Source organism: Streptomyces sp. NPDC107498 (assembly GCF_055582805.1).
The window spans coordinates 99,438-122,177 of sequence record NZ_JBVJPE010000010.1; the positions used below are offsets into that span (position 1 = coordinate 99,438).

At 73.6% G+C, this 22,740-nt stretch carries 18 protein-coding genes; 6 read left to right on the plus strand and 12 right to left on the minus strand.

Annotation, left to right across the window (positions count from 1 at the left end; genetic code table 11):
• Window positions 1-18: 18 nt before the first annotated feature.
• From ACZ66Z_RS19335 to ACZ66Z_RS19350, 4 genes are all read right to left on the minus strand, one after another.
• Window positions 19-1,185: a thiolase domain-containing protein gene (locus ACZ66Z_RS19335; RefSeq protein WP_469935444.1), complete on the minus strand. Its 1,167-nt coding sequence runs from the start codon at window positions 1,183-1,185 to the stop codon at window positions 19-21.
• Window positions 1,178-2,230, minus strand: coding sequence for a thiolase domain-containing protein (locus ACZ66Z_RS19340; RefSeq protein WP_469935446.1), 1,053 nt, complete (start codon window positions 2,228-2,230; stop codon window positions 1,178-1,180). Before ACZ66Z_RS19340 ends, ACZ66Z_RS19335 begins: the two co-directional genes overlap by 8 nt.
• The gene (locus ACZ66Z_RS19345; protein ID WP_469935448.1) at window positions 2,227-3,195 is read right to left on the minus strand and encodes a Zn-ribbon domain-containing OB-fold protein; all 969 of its coding nucleotides are present in this window, start codon (window positions 3,193-3,195) and stop codon (window positions 2,227-2,229) included. Before ACZ66Z_RS19345 ends, ACZ66Z_RS19340 begins: the two co-directional genes overlap by 4 nt.
• A gap of 66 nt (window positions 3,196-3,261) precedes the next feature.
• Complete coding sequence (locus ACZ66Z_RS19350) at window positions 3,262-4,062, minus strand: crotonase/enoyl-CoA hydratase family protein (protein WP_469935450.1); 801 nt, start codon at window positions 4,060-4,062, stop codon at window positions 3,262-3,264.
• 172 nt (window positions 4,063-4,234) lie between these two features.
• On the opposite strand from ACZ66Z_RS19350, the gene ACZ66Z_RS19355 reads away from it, so the two are divergent.
• Window positions 4,235-5,878, plus strand: coding sequence for an acyl-CoA synthetase (locus ACZ66Z_RS19355; protein ID WP_469935452.1), 1,644 nt, complete (start codon window positions 4,235-4,237; stop codon window positions 5,876-5,878).
• Between the two features lie 37 nt (window positions 5,879-5,915).
• Here ACZ66Z_RS19355 and ACZ66Z_RS19360 read toward each other — a convergent pair whose 3' ends face one another.
• Window positions 5,916-7,436, minus strand: coding sequence for an alpha/beta fold hydrolase (locus ACZ66Z_RS19360; protein WP_469935454.1), 1,521 nt, complete (start codon window positions 7,434-7,436; stop codon window positions 5,916-5,918).
• A gap of 170 nt (window positions 7,437-7,606) precedes the next feature.
• Here ACZ66Z_RS19360 and ACZ66Z_RS19365 point away from each other — a divergent pair, with 170 nt between their 5' ends.
• Window positions 7,607-8,422, plus strand: a complete 816-nt coding sequence (locus ACZ66Z_RS19365) for a pentapeptide repeat-containing protein (protein ID WP_469935456.1) — start codon at window positions 7,607-7,609, stop codon at window positions 8,420-8,422.
• 13 nt (window positions 8,423-8,435) lie between these two features.
• Here ACZ66Z_RS19365 and ACZ66Z_RS19370 read toward each other — a convergent pair whose 3' ends face one another.
• Window positions 8,436-9,440 carry a zinc-dependent alcohol dehydrogenase family protein gene (locus tag ACZ66Z_RS19370; RefSeq protein ID WP_469935458.1) on the minus strand — a complete coding sequence of 335 codons (1,005 nt, stop codon included), beginning with the start codon at window positions 9,438-9,440 and terminating at the stop codon, window positions 8,436-8,438.
• Between the two features lie 149 nt (window positions 9,441-9,589).
• On the opposite strand from ACZ66Z_RS19370, the gene ACZ66Z_RS19375 reads away from it, so the two are divergent.
• Complete coding sequence (locus tag ACZ66Z_RS19375; RefSeq protein ID WP_469935460.1) at window positions 9,590-9,937, plus strand: ArsR/SmtB family transcription factor; 348 nt, start codon at window positions 9,590-9,592, stop codon at window positions 9,935-9,937.
• A 3-nt stretch (window positions 9,938-9,940) separates the two neighbouring features.
• Here the strand turns inward: ACZ66Z_RS19375 and ACZ66Z_RS19380 are convergent, their stop codons facing one another.
• Both ACZ66Z_RS19380 and ACZ66Z_RS19385 read right to left on the minus strand, forming a co-directional pair.
• Window positions 9,941-10,717 carry a GNAT family N-acetyltransferase gene (locus ACZ66Z_RS19380; RefSeq protein WP_469935462.1) on the minus strand — a complete coding sequence of 259 codons (777 nt, stop codon included), beginning with the start codon at window positions 10,715-10,717 and terminating at the stop codon, window positions 9,941-9,943.
• Between the two features lie 57 nt (window positions 10,718-10,774).
• Window positions 10,775-12,196, minus strand: a complete 1,422-nt coding sequence (locus ACZ66Z_RS19385) for a family 2B encapsulin nanocompartment shell protein (protein WP_469935464.1) — start codon at window positions 12,194-12,196, stop codon at window positions 10,775-10,777.
• A gap of 296 nt (window positions 12,197-12,492) precedes the next feature.
• Between ACZ66Z_RS19385 and paaK the strand changes: the two genes are divergently transcribed.
• Together paaK and ACZ66Z_RS19395 are read left to right on the plus strand one after the other, a co-directional pair.
• The gene (gene paaK / locus ACZ66Z_RS19390; protein ID WP_469935466.1) at window positions 12,493-13,779 is read left to right on the plus strand and encodes a phenylacetate--CoA ligase PaaK; all 1,287 of its coding nucleotides are present in this window, start codon (window positions 12,493-12,495) and stop codon (window positions 13,777-13,779) included.
• A gap of 23 nt (window positions 13,780-13,802) precedes the next feature.
• Window positions 13,803-14,183, plus strand: coding sequence for a VOC family protein (locus ACZ66Z_RS19395; RefSeq protein ID WP_469935468.1), 381 nt, complete (start codon window positions 13,803-13,805; stop codon window positions 14,181-14,183).
• Window positions 14,184-14,211: 28 nt separating this feature from the next.
• Here the strand turns inward: ACZ66Z_RS19395 and ACZ66Z_RS19400 are convergent, their stop codons facing one another.
• Window positions 14,212-15,720: a fatty acyl-CoA synthetase gene (locus ACZ66Z_RS19400; protein WP_469935470.1), complete on the minus strand. Its 1,509-nt coding sequence runs from the start codon at window positions 15,718-15,720 to the stop codon at window positions 14,212-14,214.
• 157 nt (window positions 15,721-15,877) lie between these two features.
• On the opposite strand from ACZ66Z_RS19400, the gene ACZ66Z_RS19405 reads away from it, so the two are divergent.
• The gene (locus ACZ66Z_RS19405; RefSeq protein ID WP_469935472.1) at window positions 15,878-18,325 is read left to right on the plus strand and encodes a penicillin acylase family protein; all 2,448 of its coding nucleotides are present in this window, start codon (window positions 15,878-15,880) and stop codon (window positions 18,323-18,325) included.
• A 9-nt stretch (window positions 18,326-18,334) separates the two neighbouring features.
• On the opposite strand, the gene ACZ66Z_RS19410 is transcribed toward ACZ66Z_RS19405, so the two are convergent.
• The 3 genes from ACZ66Z_RS19410 to ACZ66Z_RS19420 form a co-directional block, all read right to left on the minus strand.
• Window positions 18,335-19,441, minus strand: a complete 1,107-nt coding sequence (locus tag ACZ66Z_RS19410) for a calcium:cation antiporter (RefSeq protein WP_469935474.1) — start codon at window positions 19,439-19,441, stop codon at window positions 18,335-18,337.
• 474 nt (window positions 19,442-19,915) lie between these two features.
• On the minus strand, window positions 19,916-21,550 hold the full coding sequence (locus tag ACZ66Z_RS19415) for an acyl-CoA synthetase (RefSeq protein WP_469935476.1): 1,635 nt from the start codon (window positions 21,548-21,550) through the stop codon (window positions 19,916-19,918).
• Complete coding sequence (locus ACZ66Z_RS19420; RefSeq protein WP_469935478.1) at window positions 21,547-22,659, minus strand: NAD(P)H-dependent flavin oxidoreductase; 1,113 nt, start codon at window positions 22,657-22,659, stop codon at window positions 21,547-21,549. Before ACZ66Z_RS19420 ends, ACZ66Z_RS19415 begins: the two co-directional genes overlap by 4 nt.
• Window positions 22,660-22,740: the final 81 nt, after the last annotated feature.

Genomic DNA, 22,740 nt, shown 5'->3' on the forward strand with positions numbered 1-22,740 from the left:
AGGCCCCGGCGCGGGAGCTCAGCCGGTGGGCGGGGTGTCCCCCACGAGCCACATGGAGAAGAACTGGGCGCCCCCTCCGTAGGCGTGGCCGAGGGCCCGGCGGGCGCCCTCGACCTGGTGTTCGCCGGCGTCCCCCCGTACCTGGAGCGCGGCCTCGGCGAAGCGGATCATCCCGGAGGCGCCGATGGGGTTGGTGGACAGGACCCCGCCCGAGGGGTTCACGGGCAGGTCGCCGTCGAGCTCGGTGACCCCGGCCTCGGTGAGCTTCCAGCCCTCGCCCTCCTCGGCGAAGCCGAGGTTCTCCAGCCACATGGGTTCGTACCAGGAGAACGGCACGTACATCTCGACGGCGTCGATCTCCCGCCGGGGGTCGGTGACGCCGGCCTGCCGGTAGACGTCGGCGGCGCAGTCCCGGCCGGCCCGGGGGGAGACGAAGTCCTTGCCGGCGAAGAGGGTGGGTTCGCTGCGCATCGCCCCGCCGTGCACCCAGGCGGGCGGTCGTGGCGCGCGGTCGGCTCCGGCGCGGTCGGTGAGGACCATGGCGCAGGCACCGTCCGAGGAGGGGCAGGTCTCGGAGTAGCGGATGGGGTCCCAGAGCATCGGGGAGGCCTGGACCTTCTCCAGGGTGAGGTCGTGCTCGTGGAGGTGGGCGTACGGGTTCTTGAGGGCGTTGCGCCGGTCCTTGTACGCGACGAGGGAGCCGATCGTGTCGGGGGCGCCGGTGCGGCGCATGTACGCGCGCACGTGCGGGGCGAAGAAGCCTCCGGCGCCGGCCAGCAGGGGCTGCTGGAAGGGGACGGGCAGGGAGAGCCCCCACATGGCGTTGGACTCGGACTGCTTCTCGAAGGCGAGGGTGAGGACGGTCCGGTGCACGCGCGCGGAGACCAGGTTGGCGGCCACGAGGGCGGTGGAACCGCCGACCGAGCCGGCGGTGTGGACCCGGAGCATGGGCTTGCCGACCGCGCCGAGGGCGTCGGCGAGGTACAGCTCCGGCATCATGACGCCCTCGAAGAAGTCGGGGGCCTTGCCGAGGACGACGGCGTCGATGTCCGCCCAGGTCAGCTCGGCGTCCTCCAGGGCGCGGAGGGCGGCCTCGCGGACGAGTCCGGCGATCGAGACGTCCCTGCGGGCGGCGACGTGCTTGGTCTGGCCGATGCCGACGACGGCGACGGGCTCCTCAGGCACGGTTCTCTCCTTCCAGGACGGCGACCAGGTTCTGCTGGAGGCAGGGGCCGGAGGTCGCGTGGGCGAGGGCGCGGTCGGACTCGCCGCGGTGGACGCGGGCGGCGGCCTCGCCGAGCCGGATCAGCCCCGCGGCCATGACGGGGTTGGCGGCGAGGGCGCCGCCGGAGGGGTTGACCCGCACGCCGTCGTCGAGGCGGAGGGCCTTCCTGAGGACGACTTCCTGCGAGGTGAAGGGGGCGTGGAGTTCGGCGGTGTCGACCGGCCGGTCGAACGCTCCGGCGCGTTCGGCGGCGAGGCGGGTGGAGGGCGAGTCGGTGAGGTCGCGGACGCCGAGGGAGTGGGCCTCGATCCGGTGGTCCATGCCCCGGATCCAGGCGGGGCGCCCGCACAGTTCGCGGGCCCGGTCGCCGGCGGCCAGGATCACGGCGGCGGCGCCGTCGCCGACGGGGGGGCAGTCGCCCGTGCGGAGGGGATGGACGGCGTATCCGCCCTGGGGGCGGGCGCCGGGCAGCTGGGCGTGCGGGTTCGTCCTCGCGTCCTCGCGGCTGCGGGCGGCGATCGCGGCGAGGGCGGGCTCGTCGGCGTCCCCGGCGTCGAGGAGGGCCTGGGCCTGGAGGGCGGCGAGGGCGACGGAGTCGGGCCAGAGCGGGGCGAGGTAGTACGGGTCGAGCTGGCGGGTGAGGACGTCGCGGACGGAGCCGCCCGAGGACTTGCCGTAGGAGTAGACGAGGGCCGTGTCGGCCTCGCCGGTGAGGAGCTTCACCCAGGCCTCGTAGAGCGCCCAGGCCCCGTCCGTCTCGACGTGGGACTCGGAGATCGGCGGCCAGGCGCCGACGCCGTCGAGGGCCATGGTGAAGGAGAAGGGGCGTCCGGCGAGGTAGTCGGAGGAACCGGAGCAGGTGAAGCCGATGTCGGCGGCCTTCAGGCCGGTCCGTCGCTGGACCTCGTGCAGCACGGGCATCACCATCTCGACCTCGGAGAGGTCGTCGGTGTGCCGTCGGTGGTCGCTCTGGGCGAAGGCGACGATCGCCACGTCCCGGCTCACAGCAGCTCCTTGTACGTGTCGTAGTCGGCGTCGGGTTCGCCGGTGGGCCGGTAGTGGTCGGGGTAGCGGCCGTCCTCGCTCCACACGGGTTCGACGCGCAGGCCCATGCGGACCTCGTCGTACGGGATCCCGGCGATGCGGCCGTGGAGGGCGAGACCGGCGCCGTCGAGGGCGATGTGGGCGTAGACGTACGGGACCTCGATGTCGAGGTTCGCCGTGTGCGCGGCCTTGATGTTGACGATGCAGAAGGTGGTGACGGTGCCGCGGGGGCCGACCTCGACCCGGTCGGTGGTGGCGACGCCGCAGGTGGGGCAGGCGCCGCGGGGAGGCACGTACACCTTGGCGCAGGAGGGGCAGCGCTCGCCGACCGTGCGGCGCTCGGCGAGCCCGTGCAGATAGCGGGTCTGGGCGCGGCCGGGGCTGTAGGTGTAGTCGAGGCGGGCGGGGGCGACGATGCCGGTCACGGGGGCCTCGAACCGGCCGTCGTGCGGGGCCGGTTCGTGCTCCGCCGTGCTCTCGTACGGTTCGAAGCAGGCGATGTCCGTGATCGCGCCGGAGCGTTCGGCGGCCCAGCGGATCCGCACCCGCAGGCCGGTGCGGACGGCTTCGGGACCGGGGGCGTCGAGGGCGTGGAGGAGGGCGGTGCCGGCGCCGTCGAGGCGCACGAGGACCCAGGCGAAGGGGGTCGCGAGGGGCTGTCCGGGACGGGGCTCGGGGTTCCAGGCCCAGGTGGTGACGGTGCCGGTGGGGGCGACCTCGACGAGTTCGCGGAGTTCGGCGGCGGTCTCGGGGTCGTACTCGACGGGCGGGACGAGCACCTCGCCCGCCTCGGTGCGCACGCCGAGGACGGTGCGCTCGCGCAGGCCGGTGAGGAAGGCGGACTGCACGGGGCCGAGGGAACGGGTGAAGGGGAACTCGACGACGAGGGAGGCGCGGAGGGCCTCCGGTGGATCGGTGACGGTCATGGGCGGGGCTCCTCGGTAGGGGTGCACAGGGGTGCCGGGTGTGGGGGGGGAGGGGTGCGGAAGGGGTCACTCCCGCCGGTACACCGGCGTCCGCTTCTCCGCGAACGCCCTCGCCCCCTCCTTCGCGTCCGCCGTGTCGAAGACCGGCCACCCCCGCTTCAGTTCGGCGGCGAGCCCCTCCGCCTCCGTCAGCTCGGCCGCCTCGTACACGGAGGCCTTGACCGCCTCGACGGCGAGCGGTCCGCAGGCGTTGATGCGCTCGGCGACGTCGAGGGCCGCGTCCAGGGCGGTGCCGTCGGGGACCACCCGGCCGACGAGGCCGATGGCGGCGGCCTCGTCGGCGCTGTACGGGCGGCCGGTGAGGAGCATTTCGAGGGCGTGGGTGCGGGCGATCTGGCGGGGCAGGCGGACGGTGGAGCCGCCGATGGGGAAGAGGCCCCGCCGGACCTCGAAGAGGCCGAAGGTGGCGGAGGCGGCGGCGATCCTGATGTCGGTGCCCTGGAGGATCTCGGTGCCGCCGGCGACGCAGTACCCCTCGACGGCGGCGATGACGGGCTTGCGGGGCCGGTGGTGCCGGAGCATCGCCTTCCAGTGCAGGTCGGGGTCGGCTTTCAGCCGGTCCCGGTACCGCTCGCCCGCCATGCCCTTCCCGGCGAGGGCCTTGAGGTCCATGCCGGCGCAGAAGGAGCCTCCCGCGCCGGTGAGGACGACCGAGCGGACGGTGTCGTCGGCGTCGGCCTCCAGCCAGCCGTCGTACAGGCCGACGAGCATCGGCAGCGAGAGGGCGTTCTTGGCCTCGGGCCGGTTCAGGGTGAGGACGAGCGTGGCGCCTTCGCGCCGGACGCTGAGGTGTTCGGTGCCGCCCATGGGGGCCTCCCGTCTCCAGTTCTGGAACAGGTTGCAGGAGCCGGGGGTCCAGTTCAATAGTTTTCTGACACTCAGTCAGATTCTTCTGTGCGTCCCCTTCCCCCGGTGACCGGTCGACGCTCTAATGACCGCCACGTCCATGTGAACCGGCGAACCTGGGTCAGGAGGAACGGTGGAGTACAACCTTGCCGACCTGTTCGAATCGGTCGTCGACGTGGTCCCCGACCGCGAGGCGCTGGTGTACGTCGACCACCCCGGCACGGGCGAGGAGCGGCGGCTCACCTACGCCGGGCTCGACGCCGCCGCCAACCGGATCGCGCACCACCTGATCGGCGCGGGCGTCCGGCCCGGCGAGCACCTCGGCCTCCACCTGTACAACGGCGTCGAGTACCTGCAGACCGTCCTCGCCTGCCTGAAGGCGCGGATCGTCCCGGTCAACGTGAACTACCGGTACGTGGAGGAGGAACTCGTCTACCTCTACCGGGACGCCGACCTGGCGGCGCTCGTCTTCGACGCCGAGTTCACCGACCGGGTCGCGGCGGCGCTGCCGCAGACGGAGAAGCTGCGGCACCTCGTGAGGGTGGGGACCCCTCCCGAGAACGCCCCGGCACTCGACTGCGTGCCGTTCGCCGAGGCGGAGGCCGCCGGAGCGCCGGAGCGGGGTTTCGCCCCCCGCTCGCCCGACGACCTGTTCGTCATCTACACCGGCGGCACCACCGGCATGCCCAAGGGCGTCCTGTGGCGCCAGGAGGACCTGTTCTTCGCGGGCCTCTTCGGGGGCGACCCCTCGGGCGAGCCCGTGAAGCGTCCCGAGGAGCTGGCGGAGCGGGTCGCCGCCGGCGGCGCCGGCATCACCTTCTTCCCCGCGCCGCCCCTCATGCACGGCACCTCCACGCTGACCGCGTTCATCGCCCTCAACTACGGGCAACGGGTCGTCCTGCACCGCAAGTACGTGCCCGAGGAGGTGCTGCGCACCCTGGAGAAGGAGAAGGTCTCCAGCATCTCCCTGGTCGGGGACGCGATGCTGCGCCCGCTCGTGGACGCGCTGCGCGGACCGCTCGAAGGCACGGACCTGTCCGCCCTCTTCAGCCTCTCCTCCTCCGGGGCGATCATGTCCGAGACGGTGCGGGCCGAGCTCCAGGAGCTCATGCCGCACGTCCTGCTGCTCAACAACTTCGGTTCCACCGAGTCCGGTTCCAACGGGCGCGCCACCGACGACTCCGGTCCGGCCCGGGGCTTCCGGCTGCACGTCAACGAACGCACCCAGGTCGTGGACCCGGCGACCCGCGCCCCCGTCGCGCCGGGCGAGACCGGTCGTCTCGCCCAGCGCGGCCACGTCCCGCTCGGCTACTACAACGACCCGGCCAAGACCGCCGAGACCTTCTTCGAGCGGGACGGGGTGCGGTGGGTGCTGCTCGGCGACATGGCGACCGTCGACGAGGGCGGGGTGGTCACCGTCCTGGGACGCGGCTCGCAGTGCATCAACACCGGGGGCGAGAAGGTCTACCCGGAGGAGGTGGAGCAGGCCCTGAAGTCCCATCCCGACGTGTACGACGCGCTGGTCGCCGGTGTCCCCGACGCCCGCTGGGGCAACCACGTCGCCGCGGTCGTCCAACTCCGCCCGGACGCCCCGCCGCTGGGCCTGGAGTCCCTCCAGATCCACTGCCGGCAGCAGCTGGCGGGCTACAAGGTCCCCCGCCAGCTGGTGCTCACCGAGCGCATCCAGCGCTCCCCCAGCGGCAAGGCCGACTACCGCTGGGCCCGCGCGGTGGCGGTGGAGGCGGACGCGGACCGGTCCGACCGAGGGGCCCCGTGACGGTCGTACCGGACGTGCGGGGGCGCGCCCGGGGCGCTCAGAGGCCGAACTCCCTCACCGCCGTGAGGAACGCGGCGGGTGCGGCGTCGTGGACGAGGTGGCCGGCCTCGATCGTGACGAGACGGGCCTCCGGGATGCGGTCGACGAGCCCGGCCAGCTGGTCCTGCGGGATGTGGCTGGTCGGGCCGCCGGCGAGGACGAGGGTGGGTGCCGTGATCGCGGCGAGCCCCTCGCGCCAGGCCGGGTCGGGGACGTTCAGCTGGGCGTCGGTGGTCGTGACGACGTCCCAGTCGAGGGCGAGGGGACCTTCGGGGCGCTCGGCCACCGGGCGCGGCGGGTCGAGCGGGACGAAGGCCGGCGCCTCCTCCAGGACGAGGCGGCCGATGAGGCCGGGTTCGCGCTGGGCGAGGAGGTGCGCGGCGCCGGCGCCCATCGAGTGGGCGACGACGGTGGCGCCGACGAGGCCGAGGGCCTTGAGGAAGCCGCCGAGTTCGTCGCGGAAGTCCTCGAAGCCGTAGCGGCCCGGCCGGTCGCTGAGGCCGTGGCCGCGCAGGTCGACCGCGTACACCCGGTGGTCGACGGCCAGGTCCTCGATGACCTCCGCCCAGGTCGCGCTGGACTCGCCGCGGCCGTGGACGAGGACGACGGGCCGGGCGTCCTCGGCTCCCGCGACCCGGTGGGCGAGCCGTACGCCGTCCACGGTGACCGTGCGCACGGCCGGGTCGAGGAAGGCGACGACCGCGCGGACGAAGGCGCCGGCGTCGTCGATCCAGGGGTAGTGTCCGGCGCCCCGCTGGACGACGAGCTCCGCGTGCGGGAAGGAGGCCGCCGCCTCGGCGGCCTTCGCGGGCGTCGGGCCCGCGTCGCACTCGCCCGCCAGGACCAGGACCGGCGCGGTGAGCGCGGTGAGCGCGCGGCGGGTCGCCCCGGGGTCGTAGGCGCCCTCGCCGTGGTAGACCGGGGCGGCCTCCCAGTTCGTCTCCCGCCCGCCGGCCGCCGCGTGCTCCCGGGCGGCGGCGTCCCAGCGGCCGTAGGCGAAGGGGGCGGTGACCTCCTTGACGCGCCGCAGCGGGGTGTCGGGGCCGAGCGCGTCGAGGGCGGCCCTGGCCTCGGGGTACCAGGGCCGGTCGGCGAAGACCTCGGCGGCCTCGTCCCACTCCTCGTCGGTGGTCTCGACGCCGAGGGCCCGTCCGGCGGAGGTGACGAGGACGAGGGAGCGGATCCGCTCGGGGTGGGCGGCGGCGTACAGGACGGCGAGGTTCCCGCCGGCCGAGTGGCCGAGGAGGTCGATCCGGTCCAGGCCGAGGTGGACGCGGAGGGCCTCGACGTCGCCGACCTGCCGGTCGCAGCGGTACGTGCCGGGGTCCGCGGGCTCGGCGCTCGCCCCGGTACCGCGGGCGTCGAGCAGGACCAGGGCGCGGTGGGCGGAGAGTCCGCCGAGGTCCCCGAGGTAGCCGGCGTCGCGCATCGGCCCGCCCGCCAGGCACACGAGCGGCTCCCCCTCCCCCTGGACGCGGTAGGCGAGTTCGGTTCCGTCATGTGTCGTGAACGTCGGCATGCCGCCGATCCTCACCGGCGCCGGTGGGGCACCGCAATCGGTTTCGCCGAGAGCACGACGGCCGGGCGCGGGGCCGAAGCGCGAGGTCACGGCGCCGGGCGGGCCGTGCGGTACCGGGGGCGCGATACGGTGGGTCGGTCCTCCCCCGACCGCGAAGGAACCGTCTCACCGTGCCCGACACCCGGGAATCCGCACTGCGCGGCGACTGCGCGAACTGCTTCGGCCTGTGCTGCGTGGCGCTGCCCTTCGCCAGGTCGGCCGACTTCGCCGTGGACAAGGCGTCGGGCGAGCCCTGTCGGAACCTCCGGAAGGACTTCCGCTGCGGGATCCACACCCGGTTGCGGCCGAGCGGTTTCCAGGGCTGCACGGTGTACGACTGCTTCGGCGCCGGCCAGCGGGTCTCCCAGGTGACCTTCGGCGGGGTGTCCTGGCGCGAGGCCCCCGAGACGGCCCGGCAGATGTACGAGGTGTTCCCGGTGGTGCGCCAGCTGCACGAGCTGCTGCGCCACCTCACCGAGGCCCTGGCGCTGCGGACGGCCCGCCCCGTCCACGCCGAGCTGCGGGCCGCGCTGGCCCGGGTCGAGGAGCTCGCCGGGGGCACGCCGGACGCCCTGGAGAAGCTGGACGTGGCCGCGGTGCGCGCCGGGGTCAATCCGCTGCTCCTCAGGACGAGCGAACTGGTCCGCGCCACGGCCGGCGGCCGGCCGAAGAGCCGGCGCGGGGCGGACCTGATCGGCAAGCGGCTGCGCGGGGCGAAGCTGCGGGGCACGGACCTGCGCGGGGCGCTGCTCATCGCGGCCGACCTGACGGGGGCGGACCTGTCGCTCGCGGACCTGATCGGCGCCGATCTGCGGGACGCCGACCTGTCGGGCGCGGACCTGACCGGCGCGCTGTTCCTGACGCAGCCCCAGCTGAACTCGGCGCGCGGGAGCGCGGCGACCCGTCTCCCGGAGGGCTTCGACCGCCCCGCGCACTGGACGGCCTGACCGCTCCGGGACCTCAGTGGGGCACGGTCACGACGATCTTGCCCACCTGGTGGCCCGCCTCCATGGCCCGGTGCGCCGCGACGATCCCGTCGAGCGTGAAGGTGCGGTCGACGGCGGGTTCGAAGAAGCCGGTGCGCAGTCCGGACTCGACGAAGGCGCGGGCCCGGCGCAGCCGCTCCGGGTCCCCGGTCGTCTCCGGCATCGTGTAGGTCCGCAGGGAGACGGCGGGCATCCCGAGGTCGAAGCCGGGGTACGGGGTCGGGAGCCCGCTCACGGCTCCGTAGAGCAGCACGGTGCCGCCGGGGGCGACGGCCCTGACGAGGTCGGTGACGCCGGGGCCCGCGACCCCGTCGAAGGCGAGGTCGGCGCCGCGCCCGCCCGTGAGGTCCCGTACGCGCTCGGCGACGTCCTCCTCGTCGGTGACGATCACCTCGGCCGCTCCCGCCGCGAGCAGGGCGTCCTTCTTGGCCCGGGTGCGGGTGGTGACGAGGGGCACGGCGCCGATCCGGTGCGCGGTCCTGATCGCGGCCAGGCCGACGCTGCTGGAGGCTCCGGTCAGGACGACGGTGTCCCCGGCGCGCGCCCCGCCGACCTCGACCAGTCCGCCGTACGCCGTGACGTACGGCATCCAGACGGCGGCGCCCTCGACGGGACCGAGGCCCTCGGGGCGGGGGACGAGGGAGGCCGCCGGGACGACGGCGCGTTCGGCGTAGACGCCGTGGTCGTTCATCGAGAACGAGGGCACGACGCTCACCGCCTGCCCGGTCGCGAGCCCGCTCACCCCCTCGCCGAGGGCTTCGACGACTCCCGCCGCCTCCAGGCCGATCCGGGCGGGGAAGCGCCGGACGGGCTCGATGTAGTGGCCGGAGCGGAAGAGCGCCTCGGCCCGGTTGAGACCGATGGCCTCCACCCGGAGGAGGACTTCGCCGGGGCCGGGTTCGCCCACCTCCACGTCCTCCAGGCGGAGCACCTCCGGACCGCCGTGCTCGTGGAACCGCACCGTCCTGGCCTTGCTCATCGGACTTCCCCTCCCCGCTCGGTGACGGCGGCGCGCGGGCCGCTCCGCCGCCGTGCCCCAGCCAAGCGCAAGGTTCGACCAGTGTCAAACTTTGATGTTCATAAAACTTTGATCCCTGTCGTACGATGCTCCCGGAGGTCGACACGACGATGAGAGCAGCCACGGGCACCGCCCGGCGGGACCGCGTCCCGCCCCACCCCGACATGGACGAGATCGGCCTGCAGCAGGTCCTGGAGGCCCTGGTCGACCCCGTCAGGCGCCGGATCGTCGCCGAGCTGTACGCGGCGCGCGAGGACCTGGCCTGCGGGACCATCGACCTGCCGGTCAGCAGGTCCACGGCCACCCACCACTTCCACGTCCTGCGCGAGGCCGGCCTCATCCGCCAGCACTACGCGGGGACCTCCCGCATGAACGCCCTGCGCCGCGAGGAGTTCGAGGAGCGCTTCCCGGGACTCCTGCGGGCCGTGGTGAGCGCGCACGAGCACGACGCCCCCTAGGCCTCAGACCTCGTACAGGTACGGCGTCGTGGTCGTCAGCGTCAGGAAGCCCAGGCGCCGGAGGATCGGGCGGCTGGTGTCCGCCGCGTCGACCTGGACGTAGCGGTGGCCCCGGTCGGCGGCCACGCGGGCGCGGTGGGCGACGAGGGCGCGGTAGAGGCCCCGGCCGCGCCAGCCCTCGACGGTGCCGCCGCCCCAGAGGCCCGCGAAGTCCGTGCCGGGGTACAGCTCCAGACGGGCGGCGCTCACGGGTTCCCCCGCGGCGAGGGCGACGACGGCGGTGACCGTGTCGGGGTCGGCCGCGAACCGGTCCAGGAGCCGGCGTCCGAGACGGGAGCCGTCGGTGCCGAAGGCGCGCTCGTGGACCTCGACGACCTGGCGGACCCCGGCCTCGTCGGTGACCGCGCGGAGCTCGACGCCCTCGGGGAGCGGGACCTCCCGGGGCAGGGCCGCGGCCTCGGCCGCTATCAGGGTCTCCGGCTCCTCGGAGGCGAAGCCGGCCGCGCGGAGCCGTTCGCCGAGGTCGGCGGGGGCGTCGTGCGCGTACAGCTTCCACTCGAAGGACAGGCCGGCGGCGCGGTAGTGCTCGATCTGCGCGGCGATGACGCGGTCGGCGTCGTGCGCGTCGGACCCGGACCAGAGGACGCCGTTCCAGGCGTGCGCGGGGCCGGTCTGGCGGACGACGCCGTCGACGTGCTCGACGCGGCAGCCGGGCCCGTCGGGGCGGGCCCCGCGGCGCAGCTGGAGGTCGTGGAGGTCACGCAGGTGCTGGGGTTCCATGACGGTCACTCCAGCACCGGCGTCCGGGACGGGCAACGGGTTTCGCCCGGCCGGCGGTCAGGCGCGCGGACGCACCTCGACGTTCTCCAGGATGCCGACCGCGTCCGGCACGAGGATCGCGGCGGAGTAGTAGGCGGAGACGAGGTAGGAGATGATCGCCTTCTCGTCGATGCCCATGAAGCGGCAGTTGAGGCCGGGCTCGATCTCGTCGGGCAGGCCGGTCTGGTGGAGTCCGATGACGCCCTCGTTGTCCTCGCCGGTACGGACGGCGATGATCGAGGAGCTCTGCCGGTCGGTGACCGGGATCTTCCCGCAGGGGAGGAGGGGGACCCCGCGCCAGGCCGGCATGTGGCGTCCCTCGACGTCGACGGTGCCGAGCACGAGCCCGCGCTTGTTGCACTCCTTGCCGAAGGCGGCGATGGCCCGGGGGTGGGCGAAGAGGTAGTCGGTGTCGCGGCGCATGCTGAGCAGGTCGTCGAGGTCGTCGGGGGTCGGCGGTCCCGAGTGGGTCTGGATGCGCTGGTCGAAGTCGGTGTTGTGGAGCAGCCCGAACTCGGGGTTGTTGACGAGCTCGTGCTCCTGGCGCTCGCGGAGCTCCTGGACGGTCAGGCGGAGCTGCTGCTCCGTCTGGTTCATCGGCTGGTTGTAGAGGTCGGCGACGCGGGTGTGGACCTTCAGGACGGTCTGGGCGACGCTGAGTTCGTACTCGCGCGGCCTGAGTTCGTAGTCCGCGTACGCGCCGGGCAGCGCGGCCTCTCCGACGTGGCCGGCGCTGAGCTCGATGGCCGCCTCGCCGGCCCGGTTGGTGGGGCGGCGGTGGCCGTTCGTCCCGGCGCCCCGGACGTGGTCGCGGAGGTTCTCGTACTGCTCGGCCACGGCCAGGTAGGCGGTGCGGGGCAGGGCGAGGAGGGTGACGGCGGTGACGGCCCTGGCGGTGAAGTCCCACGTCCCGTCCCCGGCGAGCGCCTGACAGCCGAAGGTGTCGCCGTCGCCGAGCCGGCCGAGGAGGGTCTCGTCGCCGTACTGTCCGGTGCCGAGCTTCTCGATCTTGCCGTGCGCGACGAGGTGGACGTGGTCGGCCGGCCTGCCGGCGTTCACGATGATCTGGCCGGGCTCGTACTCCTGCTGGACGAAGCGTTCGGCGAGGGCGCCGAGCGCGGAGGGGTCGTCGAAGCCGCGCAGCAGCGGGAGTTCGGCCAGCTCGGCGGGGATGACCTCGACCCTGGAGCCGCTCTTGACGAAGGTGACGCGGCCGTCGCCGACCACGTACGAGAGGCGCCGGTTGACCCGGTAGACGCCGCCGGGGGTGTGGGTCCAGGGGAGCTTGCGGAGCAGCCAGCGGGAGCTGATGCCCTGCATCTGGGGTTCGGACTTGGTGGTGGTGGCGAGGTTGCGGGCGGCGGCGGTGCTGAGGCTGAGCTGCACCTGGCGGAGCTCGAGGGCGGGCGGGGTGGCCGCCGGCTCGGTGTCGACCGACATGGGTGACTCGCTTTCTGGGGCGTTCGCGGACTCGTACGTCACTCTCCGCATCCAGATGTAACGCACGGCGGTGTACGTCATCCGGGTGCGGCGCGAACGGGTGGGAGCGCCGGGCCACGGCGGCCACCCCGTGAGCGCCGTGCACGCTCCGCCGTCCGGGCGGGCGCCCGACGGCCACCTGGCGGGAAAAGTTCTCCCGGCCCCTTGCCAACCCCCGGGGGCCTCCGGTTTTACTGGCCCCGAACGGATCAACCGAATGATCGGTTGTCCGTTTTACGACGGCGGAGGAGCGGCGCATGACGGAACTGCTGGACAGCGGCGAACGGCTCGGGCGCGAGGAGCTCGCGGCCCTCCAGCTGGAGCGGCTGCGCGCGACCCTGCGGCACGCGTACGAGAACGTGGACTTCTACCGGCGCTCCTTCGACGCGGCCGGGCTGTCCCCGGACGACTGCCGTACGCTCGCGGACCTGGCCCGCTTCCCGTTCACCGCCAAGTCGGACCTGCGCGAGCACTACCCCTTCGGGATGTTCGCCGTCGACCGGTCCCGGATCCGGCGGATCCACGCCTCCAGCGGCACCACCGGCCGGCCGACCGTCGTCGGCTACACCCAGGCCGACCTGGACACCTGGGCGGACGTGGTGGCCCGCTCCCTGCGCGCGGCCGGGGCGCGCCCCGGACACAAGGTCCACGTGGCGTACGGGTACGGCCTGTTCACCGGCGGGCTCGGCGCCCACTACGGCGCGGAGCGGCTCGGGTGCACGGTGATCCCGGCGTCCGGCGGCATGACGGCCCGGCAGGTGCAGCTCATCCAGGACTTCCGGCCCGAGATCATCATGGTGACCCCCTCCTACATGCTGACGCTGCTCGACGAGTTCGAGCGGCAGGGCGTGGACCCGCGGTCGACCTCGCTGAAGGTCGGCGTCTTCGGCGCGGAGCCGTGGACGGAGGAGATGCGCGGGGAGATCGAGGAGCGGTTCGCGATCGACGCGGTCGACATCTACGGCCTGTCGGAGGTGATCGGCCCCGGGGTGGCGCAGGAGTGCGTGGAGACCAAGGACGGCCTGCACATCTGGGAGGACCACTTCTACCCGGAGGTCGTGGACCCGTTCACCGGCGAGGTGCTGCCCGACGGGGAGGAGGGCGAGCTGGTCTTCACCTCGCTCACCAAGGAGGCCATGCCGGTGGTCCGCTACCGGACCCGTGACCTCACCCGTCTGCTGCCGGGGACCGCGCGGGTGTTCCGCCGGATGGAGAAGGTCACCGGGCGCAGTGACGACATGATCGTCCTGCGCGGGGTGAACCTCTTCCCCACCCAGATCGAGGAGATCGTGCTCCGCACCCCGGGCGTGGCTCCGCACTTCCAGCTGCGGCTGACCCGGAAGGGCCGGCTCGACGCCCTGACCGTGCGGGCCGAGGCCCGTCCGGACGCGACGCCCGAGGAGCGCGAGGCGGCGGCCCGGGCGGTCGCGGCGGCGGTGAAGGACGGGGTCGGGGTCTCCGTGGACGTGGAGGTCGTCGACCCGGAGACGCTGGAGCGCTCGGTGGGCAAGATCAAGCGGATCGTGGACCTCCGGGGCGCGTAGCCTGGGGGAAGGAGGTGGTTGCGATGCTGTCGGACTCACCCATAGCCGCGATCATTCCGGTCAATGACATGAACCGGGCCAAGCAGTTCTACTCGGAGACCCTCGGTCTGCCCCTCACGAAGGAGTCGTCGGAGGACACCAGGTACGAGTGCGGTGGCACGATCATCGGCCTCTACGAGACGCCCTACGGCGGCAAGGCCGAGCACACCCTGGCGAGCTGGAAGGTCGCCGACCTCGACGCGGAGATGTCGACGCTCCGCTCCAAGGGCGTGACCTTCGAGGACTACGACCTCCCCGGCATCAAGACGGTCGACGGCGTGGTCGAGTCGGACACGATGCGGGGCGCCTGGTTCAAGGACAGCGAGGGCAACGTCCTCTGCGTGATGGAGGAGCGCGAGGGCTGAGGGCCGTGACGCCCGGGGCGTCACGGTGTCACGGGGTGCCGAAGCGGTCCCTCAGCTCCCGCTTGAGGATCTTGCCGCTGGCGTTGCGGGGAAGCGCGTCCACGAGGAGGACCCGCTTCGGCACCTTGAACCGGACGAGCCTCTCGCGGGCGTGATCGAGGAGTTCGGCCTCGGTGACCTCCCCGCGCGGGACGACGACGGCCGTGACCGCCTCGATCCACCGCTCGTCGGGCAGGCCGATGACGGCTGCCTCCGCGACGCCCGGGTGGGTGTAGAGCGCGTCCTCGACCTGGCGGGAGGCGACGAGCACGCCACCGGAGTTGATGACGTCCTTCACCCGGTCGACGATCGTGAGGTAGCCCTCGGCGTCGCGGACCGCGAGGTCCCCCGAGTGGAACCAGCCGCCCCGGAAGGCCGCCCTGGTCTCGTCGGGCTTGCGCCAGTAGCCCTCGCACAGCTGCGGGGAGCGGTAGACGATCTCCCCCGGAGTGCCGTCGGGCACGTCCTCCCCGTCCTCGCCGACGACGCGGGCCTCGACGTGGCGCACGGGACGGCCGCAGGAGTCCATCCGGCCCTCGTGCTCGTCGGGACCGAGGACGGTGGCGAGCGGGCCGATCTCCGACTGGCCGAAGCAGTTGTAGAAGGCGAGCCCCGGAAGCCGGGCGCGCAGCCGCTCCAGGACGGGCACGGGCATGATCGAGGCCCCGTAGTAGGCCTTGCGCAGGGCCGAGAGGTCGCGGGCGGCGAAGTCGGGGTGGTCGGCGAGACCGATCCAGACGGTCGGCGGGGCGAAGAGGCTGTCGGCGCGGCCCGCCTCGATCAGGTCGAACAGGACGTCCGGGTCGGGCCCGTCGACGATCGTGTTCTCGGCGCCGACGGCGAGGTAGGGCAGCAGGAAGACGTGCATCTGCGCCGAGTGGTAGAGCGGCAGCGCGTGCACCGGCCGGTCGTCCTCGCTCAGGTCGAGGGCCTCGATCGCGCTCGCGTACTCGTGGGCGAGCGCGAGGTGGGTCATCATCGCGCCCTTGGGGAGCGCGGTGGTGCCCGAGGTGTAGAGCAGCTGGGCGAGGTCGCGGGCGTCGCGGTCGGTGAGGTGCTCCTCCGGTTCGGCGAGCGCGTCGAGCAGTGAACCGGGCGCGTCCCGCAGGGCCTTGACCGCGAAGCCCTCGGGGATCCGGTCGGCGAGGGCGGGGTCGGCGAGCACGAGCGAGCTGTCCGACTGCTCCAGGACGTACGCGAGGTCCTCGCCGGTCAGGTGGTGGTTGACCGGCACGTGGATCAGGCCGGCCCGGGCGCAGGCGAGGAACGCGACGAGGTAGGCGTCCGAGTTGTGGCCGTACGCGGCGACGCGGGCGTACTCCGGCAGGGCGATCCCGTGCTCCGGCCCGCGCAGGACGGCGGCGGCCGTGGAGACGGCCGCGTCCAGCTCCGCGTACGTCCAGGTCCGGTCGGCGTACCGCACGGCGATCCGGTCGGGCACGCGCCGGGCGCTCGCGCGCAGGCAGCCGTCGACGGTACGGCTGAGGAGTCGGTCCATGCGGTGATCCTCGGCGCGGGACGCACGGAAGGTCAAGTACCGGGCGGGGGCGCCGTGTCCGCGCGGACCTCGGATACCGAACGGGACGTTGACAAGGGGGCGGGCAGCTGCGTGCATGGTCCGACCCGCAGTGCCCGTCAGCCCGTTGGGAGGCACCTTGCACCTCCGTACCCGTCTGGAACACCTGGCGCTCGCCGGCGCGGCCCTCGCCGTCGTCATGGCCTCGCTGCCCGGCGCGGCGGCCGCCGACCCCGGCGACCGGGACCGTCACCCCGCCGACCGGGGCCTGTCGGCCGTCATCCGCTACACCGAGTACGGCGTCCCGCACATCGTGGCGAAGGACTACGCGAACCTCGGATTCGGCACGGGCTGGGCCCAGGCCGCCGACCAGGTCTGTGTGCTCGCCGACGGCTTCCTGACCGTGAACGGGGAGCGCTCCCGGTACTTCGGCCCGGACGCCGCCCCCGACGGTTCGCTCTCCTCCGCCGCCACGAACCTCTCCAGCGACCTGTACTTCCGCGGCGTGAAGGACGCGGGAACGGTCGAGGACCTGCTCGACACCCCGGCGCCGGCCGGACCGAGCCGGGACCTGAAGGAGCTGATGCGCGGCTGGGCGGCCGGCTACGACGCCTGGCTGCGGAAGAACCGCGTCACCGATCCGGCCTGTGCGGGCGCCGACTGGGTGCGTCCGGTGACCGCGCTCGACGTGGCCCGGCGCGGCTTCGCCGTCTCGGTGCTCGGCGGCCAGGGCAGGGCCGTGGACGGCATCACGGCCGCCCGGCCCCCGGCCTCTCCCCCGGCGACCCCGCGCACCGCCGCCGGCTCCGGCACCGGCTCCGGCTCCGGCTCCGGCTCCGGCTCCGGCTCCGGCTCCGTCCCCGATCCGGACGAAGCCGCCGAGGCGGCACGCGCGCTGTTCGCTCCCGAGAACGCCACCATGGGCTCCAACGCCGTCGCGTTCTCCGGGGCCGCGACGGCCGGCGGGCGCGGGCTGCTCCTGGGGAACCCGCACTACCCGTGGCAGGGCGGCCGCCGGTTCTGGCAGTCTCAGCAGACCATCCCGGGCGAGCTGAACGTCTCCGGCGCCTCGCTCCTGGGCACGGCCGTCGTCAACATCGGCTTCAACGACAAGGTCGCCTGGAGCCACACCGTCGCCACCGGGGTGCCCCTCAACCTGCACCAGCTGGCGCTCGCGCCCGGCGACCCGACCTCCTACCTGGTGGACGGGAAGCCGGAGCGGATGACCCCGCGCGCGGTGACCGTCGCCGTGAAGGACGGCGCGCCCGTCACCCGTACCCAGTGGTGGACCCGGTACGGACCGGTCGTCGGCGGCCTCGGGGCGCAGCTGCCGCTGCCGTGGACCGCGACCACGGCGTACGCGCTGAACGACCCCAACGCGCTCAACCTGCGGGGCTCCGACACCGCGCTCGGCTTCGGCAGGGCCCGCTCCACGCGGGACGTCGCCGACGCCCTGAGGCGCACGCAGGGGCTCCCGTGGGTCAACACGATCGCGGCGGACTCGGCCGGACACTCGCTCTTCGCCCAGTCCCAGGTGCTCCCCCGGATCACCGACGAGCTCGCCGCGCGCTGCTCCACCCCGCTCGGCCGGGCCACCTACCCGGCCTCGGGCGTCGCCGTGCTCGACGGCTCGCGGTCGGACTGCGCGCTCGGCTCCGACCCCGACGCGGTGCAGCCGGGCGTCTTCGGCCCGGCGAAGACGCCGGTCCTGCGGGACGCGCCGTACGTGGAGAACTCCAACGACAGCGCCTGGCTGGCCAACGCCGACCGGCCGCTGACGGGTTACGAGCGGATCTTCGGCACGGTCGCGACGCCGCGCTCGCTGCGCACCCGGGGCGGGATCGAGGACGTGGCGGCCATGGCGGACCGGGGCCGGCTCACGGTGGCCGACCTCCAGCGCCAGCAGTTCGCGAACCGGGTGCCGGCCGGTGACATGGCGGCCGGCGACGCGGCCGGGGCGTGTGCGGCGGCGCTGCCGGAGGACCCGGAGGTCTGCCGGGTGATCGGGGCCTGGGACCGGACGACGGACACCGGCAGCCGGGGTGCGCTGCTCTTCGACCGGTTCTGGCGGAAGTTCACGGGCACGGTGAGGCCGGCCGACCAGTGGAAGGTGCCGTTCTCCGCGGCCGACCCGGTCCGCACCCCGAACACCCTGAACACCGGGCTGCCCGAGTTCGCGAAGGCCCTCGCGGACGCGGCGGCGGAGCTGCGGGCGGCGGGCATCGCGCTGGACGCGCCGCTCGGCGCCCACCAGTTCGTCGTACGGAACGGGGAGCGGATCCCGGTGAGCGGCGGGACCGAGTCGCTGGGCGTCTGGAACAAGGTCGAGCCCGTGTGGAACGCGGCGGGCGGCGGTTACGTGGAGGTCGCGCACGGGACCAGCCACGTGCAGGCCGTGGGCTGGGACGGCGGCCGGTGCCCGGTGGCCCGGACCCTGCTCTCGTACTCCCAGTCGTCGAACCCGGCGTCCCCGCACTACAGCGACCAGACCCGGCTGTTCGCGGACGGGCGCTGGGTGACCTCCCGGTTCTGCGAGAAGGACATCCTGCGCTCGCCCGGCCTGCGGGTGGTGGTCGTCAGGGGGTGAACGGGCGCCTCACGGGCTGAACGACAGGAAGACGAAGGCGGCGAAGATCGAGAGGTGGACGCTGCCCTGCAGGAGGGTGGCGCGCCCGGGCACCACGGTCAGGGCGCTCACCACGGCGGTGAGCACGAGCAGCACCATGTGGAGGGCCCCCAGGCCCAGGATCAGGGGCCCGTCCAGCCAGATCGACGCGAGCGCGATCGACGGGATCGTCAGGCCGATGCTGGCGATGGCCGAACCGTACGCCAGGTTCATGCTGGTCTGCATGCGGTCCCGGCTCGCCGCGCGCACGGCGGCGAGCGTCTCGGGCAGCAGCACCATCAGGGCGATGACCACGCCGACGACCGCCTTGGGCAGGCCCGCGGAGGCGACGGCGTCCTCGATGGTGGGCGAGACGAGCTTGGCGTTGCCGACGACGGCGACGAGCGCGACCACGAGCAGGCCGAGGCTGAACCAGGCGTCGCGGGCGGTCGGCGGCGCGGCGTGCTCGTCCTCCGACTCCGGGATCCCCCGGTCGGGGCGTGGCACGGGCAGGAAGTAGTCGCGGTGCCGGACCGTCTGGACGGCGACGAAGACCCCGTAGAGGAGCAGCGAGGAGACGGCCGCGAAGGCGAGCTGTCCGGCGGAGAACTCGGGGCCCGGATGGGTCGTCGTGAACGTCGGCAGGACCAGCGTCATGGTCGCGAGCGTGCAGACGATCGCGAGCTCGCCGCCGGAACCCTCCGCGTTGAACACGGCGATCCGGTTGCGCAGCGCACCGACGAGCAGGGAGAGGCCGACGATGCCGTTGCACGTGATCATGACGGCGGCGAAGACCGTGTCCCGGGCGTAGCTCGTCGCCTTGTCGCCGCCCCCGATCATCAGCATGACGATCAGTCCGACCTCGATGACGGTGACGGCCACGGCGAGGACGAGGGAGCCGAAGGGTTCGCCGACGCGGTGGGCGATGACCTCGGCGTGGTGGACGGCCGAGAGCACCGCGGCGAACAGACAGACGACGACGATCGCCACCGCGAAGCCCGGGAGGTCCCGCCCCCAGGCGAGGCCGAGCACAAGCGCCGCCACCACCGGCCCCCAGGTGGTCCACTGCCGTGTCAACGTTGCCGTGCTCGAACCCATGATCCGCATCCTGCCACAAGAAGGGCTTTTCGCCCGTTTCGTTCAGTCGCGTGACCGGCGGGACCGCGTTCGCGGGCGGCGAGGGCCCCGGCGACGGAGCCGACCCTCCCCCGCCGGTCGGCGGGGGCCGCCCCCACCAGCCCGGTGAGGGCGGCGCCTTCGACCTCCCGGGGCGTCAGTTCCCGGACCCGGCGGGCTCCGTGGAGCCGATGCGCCGGTCCTCGCAGTACTGGGCGTGCAGGGTGCCCGGCACGTCGCGGCGGGTCCGGAGCCGCGACCACGGGCCCGCACCGAGCCGGGTCCGGACCCGCTTCCACGAGGCGGCGGGGAACTGCAGGCCGTGGTGGACCAGGACCAGGTCGAGCGCGACCGGTTCCGCCTCCCCCGCGACTCCGCCGGGGCCGGATCGACCCGATCACCCCGATCGACCGCCGCACCCTGACCCGGCCGCGCCTCCGGCACGGGCCGGATTTCTCACGGGCCGGACGGGAGCGGGCGCTCGTGGCCCTCCCAGTACGGCTCGCGGAGGCGGCGCTTGTACAGCTTGCCGTTGGGGTCGCGGGGCATGGCCGGGACGAAGTCGACCGACTTCGGGCGTTTGAAGCCGGCCAGGCGGCCGCCGCAGTGGGCCAGGATCTCGGCGGCGAGCGCGGGCCCCGGCTCGTGCCCCTCGGCCGCCTCGACGACCGCCTTGACCTCCTCGCCCCAGTCGGCGTGCGGGATCCCGAAGGCGGCGGCGTCCGCGACGGCGGGGTGGGCGAGCAGCGCCGCCTCGATCTCGGCGGGGTAGATGTTGACCCCGCCGGAGATGATCATGTCGATCTTCCGGTCGCGGAGGAAGAGGTAGCCGTCCTCGTCGAGGACGCCGAGGTCGCCGACGGTGAAGAAGTCGCCGATGCGGTTCTTCGCGGTCTTCGCCTCGTCCTTGTGGTACTGGAAGCCGCCGGTGTTCATCTTGAGGTAGACGGTGCCGAGTTCACCGGGCGGCAGCCGCTTCCCGTCGTCGTCGAAGACGGCGAGTTCGCTGATGGGCCAGGCCCGGCCGACGGTCCCGGGCCTCTTGAGCCACTCCTCTGCGGTGGCGAAGGCGCCGCCGCCCTCACTGGCCGCGTAGTACTCCTCGACGCACCGGCCCCACCAGTCGATCATCGCCCGCTTGACGTGCTCGGGGCAGGGCGCGGCGCCGTGGATGGCGTGGCGCATCGAGGAGACGTCGTACCGCTCCCGCACCTCCGCCGGGAGGGCGAGCAGACGGTGGAACTGGGTGGGGACCATGTGGGTGTGGGTGCACGCGTACCGGTCGATCAGCCGGAGCATCTCCTCGGGCGCCCACCGGTCCATGAGGACGAGCGGGTGGCCGATGTGCAGGGCGGCGGCCGCGAACTGGAGCACGGCGGTGTGGTAGAGCGGCGAGCAGACGAGGTGGACGTTGCCGTCGGCGGGCCGGATGCCGAAGATGCCGAGGAAGCCGCCGAGATGGGTCTCCTCGGGGAGCTTCCCGGGGAGCGGGCGGCGGATGCCCCGGGGCCGGCCGGTGGTGCCGGAGGTGTAGTTCATGACCCAGCCGAGCGTGCGGTCGGCGGGCGCGGATCCGTCCTGTCCGTCGAGCAGTTCGGCGTACGGGCGGAAGCCGGGGACGGTGCCGACGGCGTACCGGTGGGTGGGCGCGAGCCCGGCCTCGTCGGCGGCGAGGGTGACCGCCTCGGCGAAGCGCTCGTGCGCCACCAGGACCTTGGCGCCGGAGTCGGCGACGATCCAGGCGATCTCGGGACCGACGAAGTGGTGGTTGACGGGGACGAGGTAGAAGCCGGCCTGGGTGGCGGCGAGATGGGCGGTGAAGAACTCGGGGCCGTTGGGCAGGACGACGGCGAACGCGTCGCCGCGTTCGAGTCCGGCGGCGCGCAGTCCGTTGACGAGCCGGTTGGCCTCGGCGTGCAGCCGGCCGGCGCTCCACTCCTCGCCGTCGGGCGCGACGAGGACGGTGCGGCCCGGGTCGGCGGCGGCCTGGGCCCAGAATCCGGCGGGGGCCTGGGGCCCGGTGGGCGTCCGGCTTCCGGTGGAGGGCCGGCTTGCGGTGGAGGGCCGGCTTGCGGTGGGACCGTTGTTCACTGGGCGCTCCGTCCGGCGATGCGGTTGATGCGGTCGACGGCCCTCTCGAAGCCGCGGGTGAGGTCGTCGACGACCTCCTGGACGCTGCGCTCGGAGTTCATCCGGCCGACGATCTGGCCGACGGGGGTGCCGAGGAGCGGCTCGACCTCGTACTTCTGGATGCGGGAGACGGCCTCGGCGACCAGGAGTCCCTGGAGCGGCATGGGGAGCGGGCCGGGCCCCGCCGGGTCGTCCCAGGCGTCGGTCCACTCGGTGCGGAGCTGACGGGCGGGCTTGCCGGTCAGGGCACGGGAGCGGACCGTGTCGCCGGAGCCGGCGGCGAGGAGCTTGGCGGTGAGGGCGCGGGAGTGCAGCTCGGCCTCGGTGGTGGTGAGCCAGACGGAGCCGAGCCAGACGCCCTGGGCGCCGAGGGCGAGTCCGGCGGCGATCTGCTCGCCGCTGCCGATGCCGCCGGCGGCGAGCACGGGCAGCGGGGAGACGGCGTCGACGACCTCGGGGGTGAGGACCATGGAGGCGATCTCGCCGGTGTGGCCGCCGGCCTCGTACCCCTGGGCGACGACGACGTCGATGCCGGCGTCGGCGTGGTGACGGGCGTGACGGGCGCTGCCGGCGAGGGCGGCGACGAGGACGCCGTGGTCGTGGGCGCGGGCGACGACGTCGGGCGGCGGCGGTCCCAGGGCATTGGCGAGGAGCCTGATGGGGTAGTCGAAGGCCACGTCGAGCTGGTTCCGGGCGACCTGCTCCATCCAGCCGGTGATCCGCCAGCCGGAGGCCTCGCCCCCGGCCAGTTCGGGGACGCCGTGCTCGGCGAGGGTGGCGCGGACGAACGCGCGGTGCTCCTCGGGGATCATCGCCTCGATCTCGGCCTCGGTGACGCCCTCGACCGCCTTCTTCGCGGGCATCACGACGTCGAGGCCGTAGGGCAGGCCGTCGGTGTGCTCCTGCATCCAGTCGAGGTCGCGGGCGAGGTCGTCGGGCGCGGTGTAGCGGACCGCGCCGAGGACGCCGAACCCGCCGGCTCTGGTGAGCGCGGCGGCCACCGCGGGGAAGGGCGTGAAGCCGAAGATGGCGTGCTCGATCCCCAGGGTGCGACTCAGCTCCGTCTTCATGGGCGGCAGGATGCCGCAGCGGCGCGGCGGAGGGAAGACATTTTCTGATGCAGCGTCAGATTCTTTGCGGGCGGCACGTCG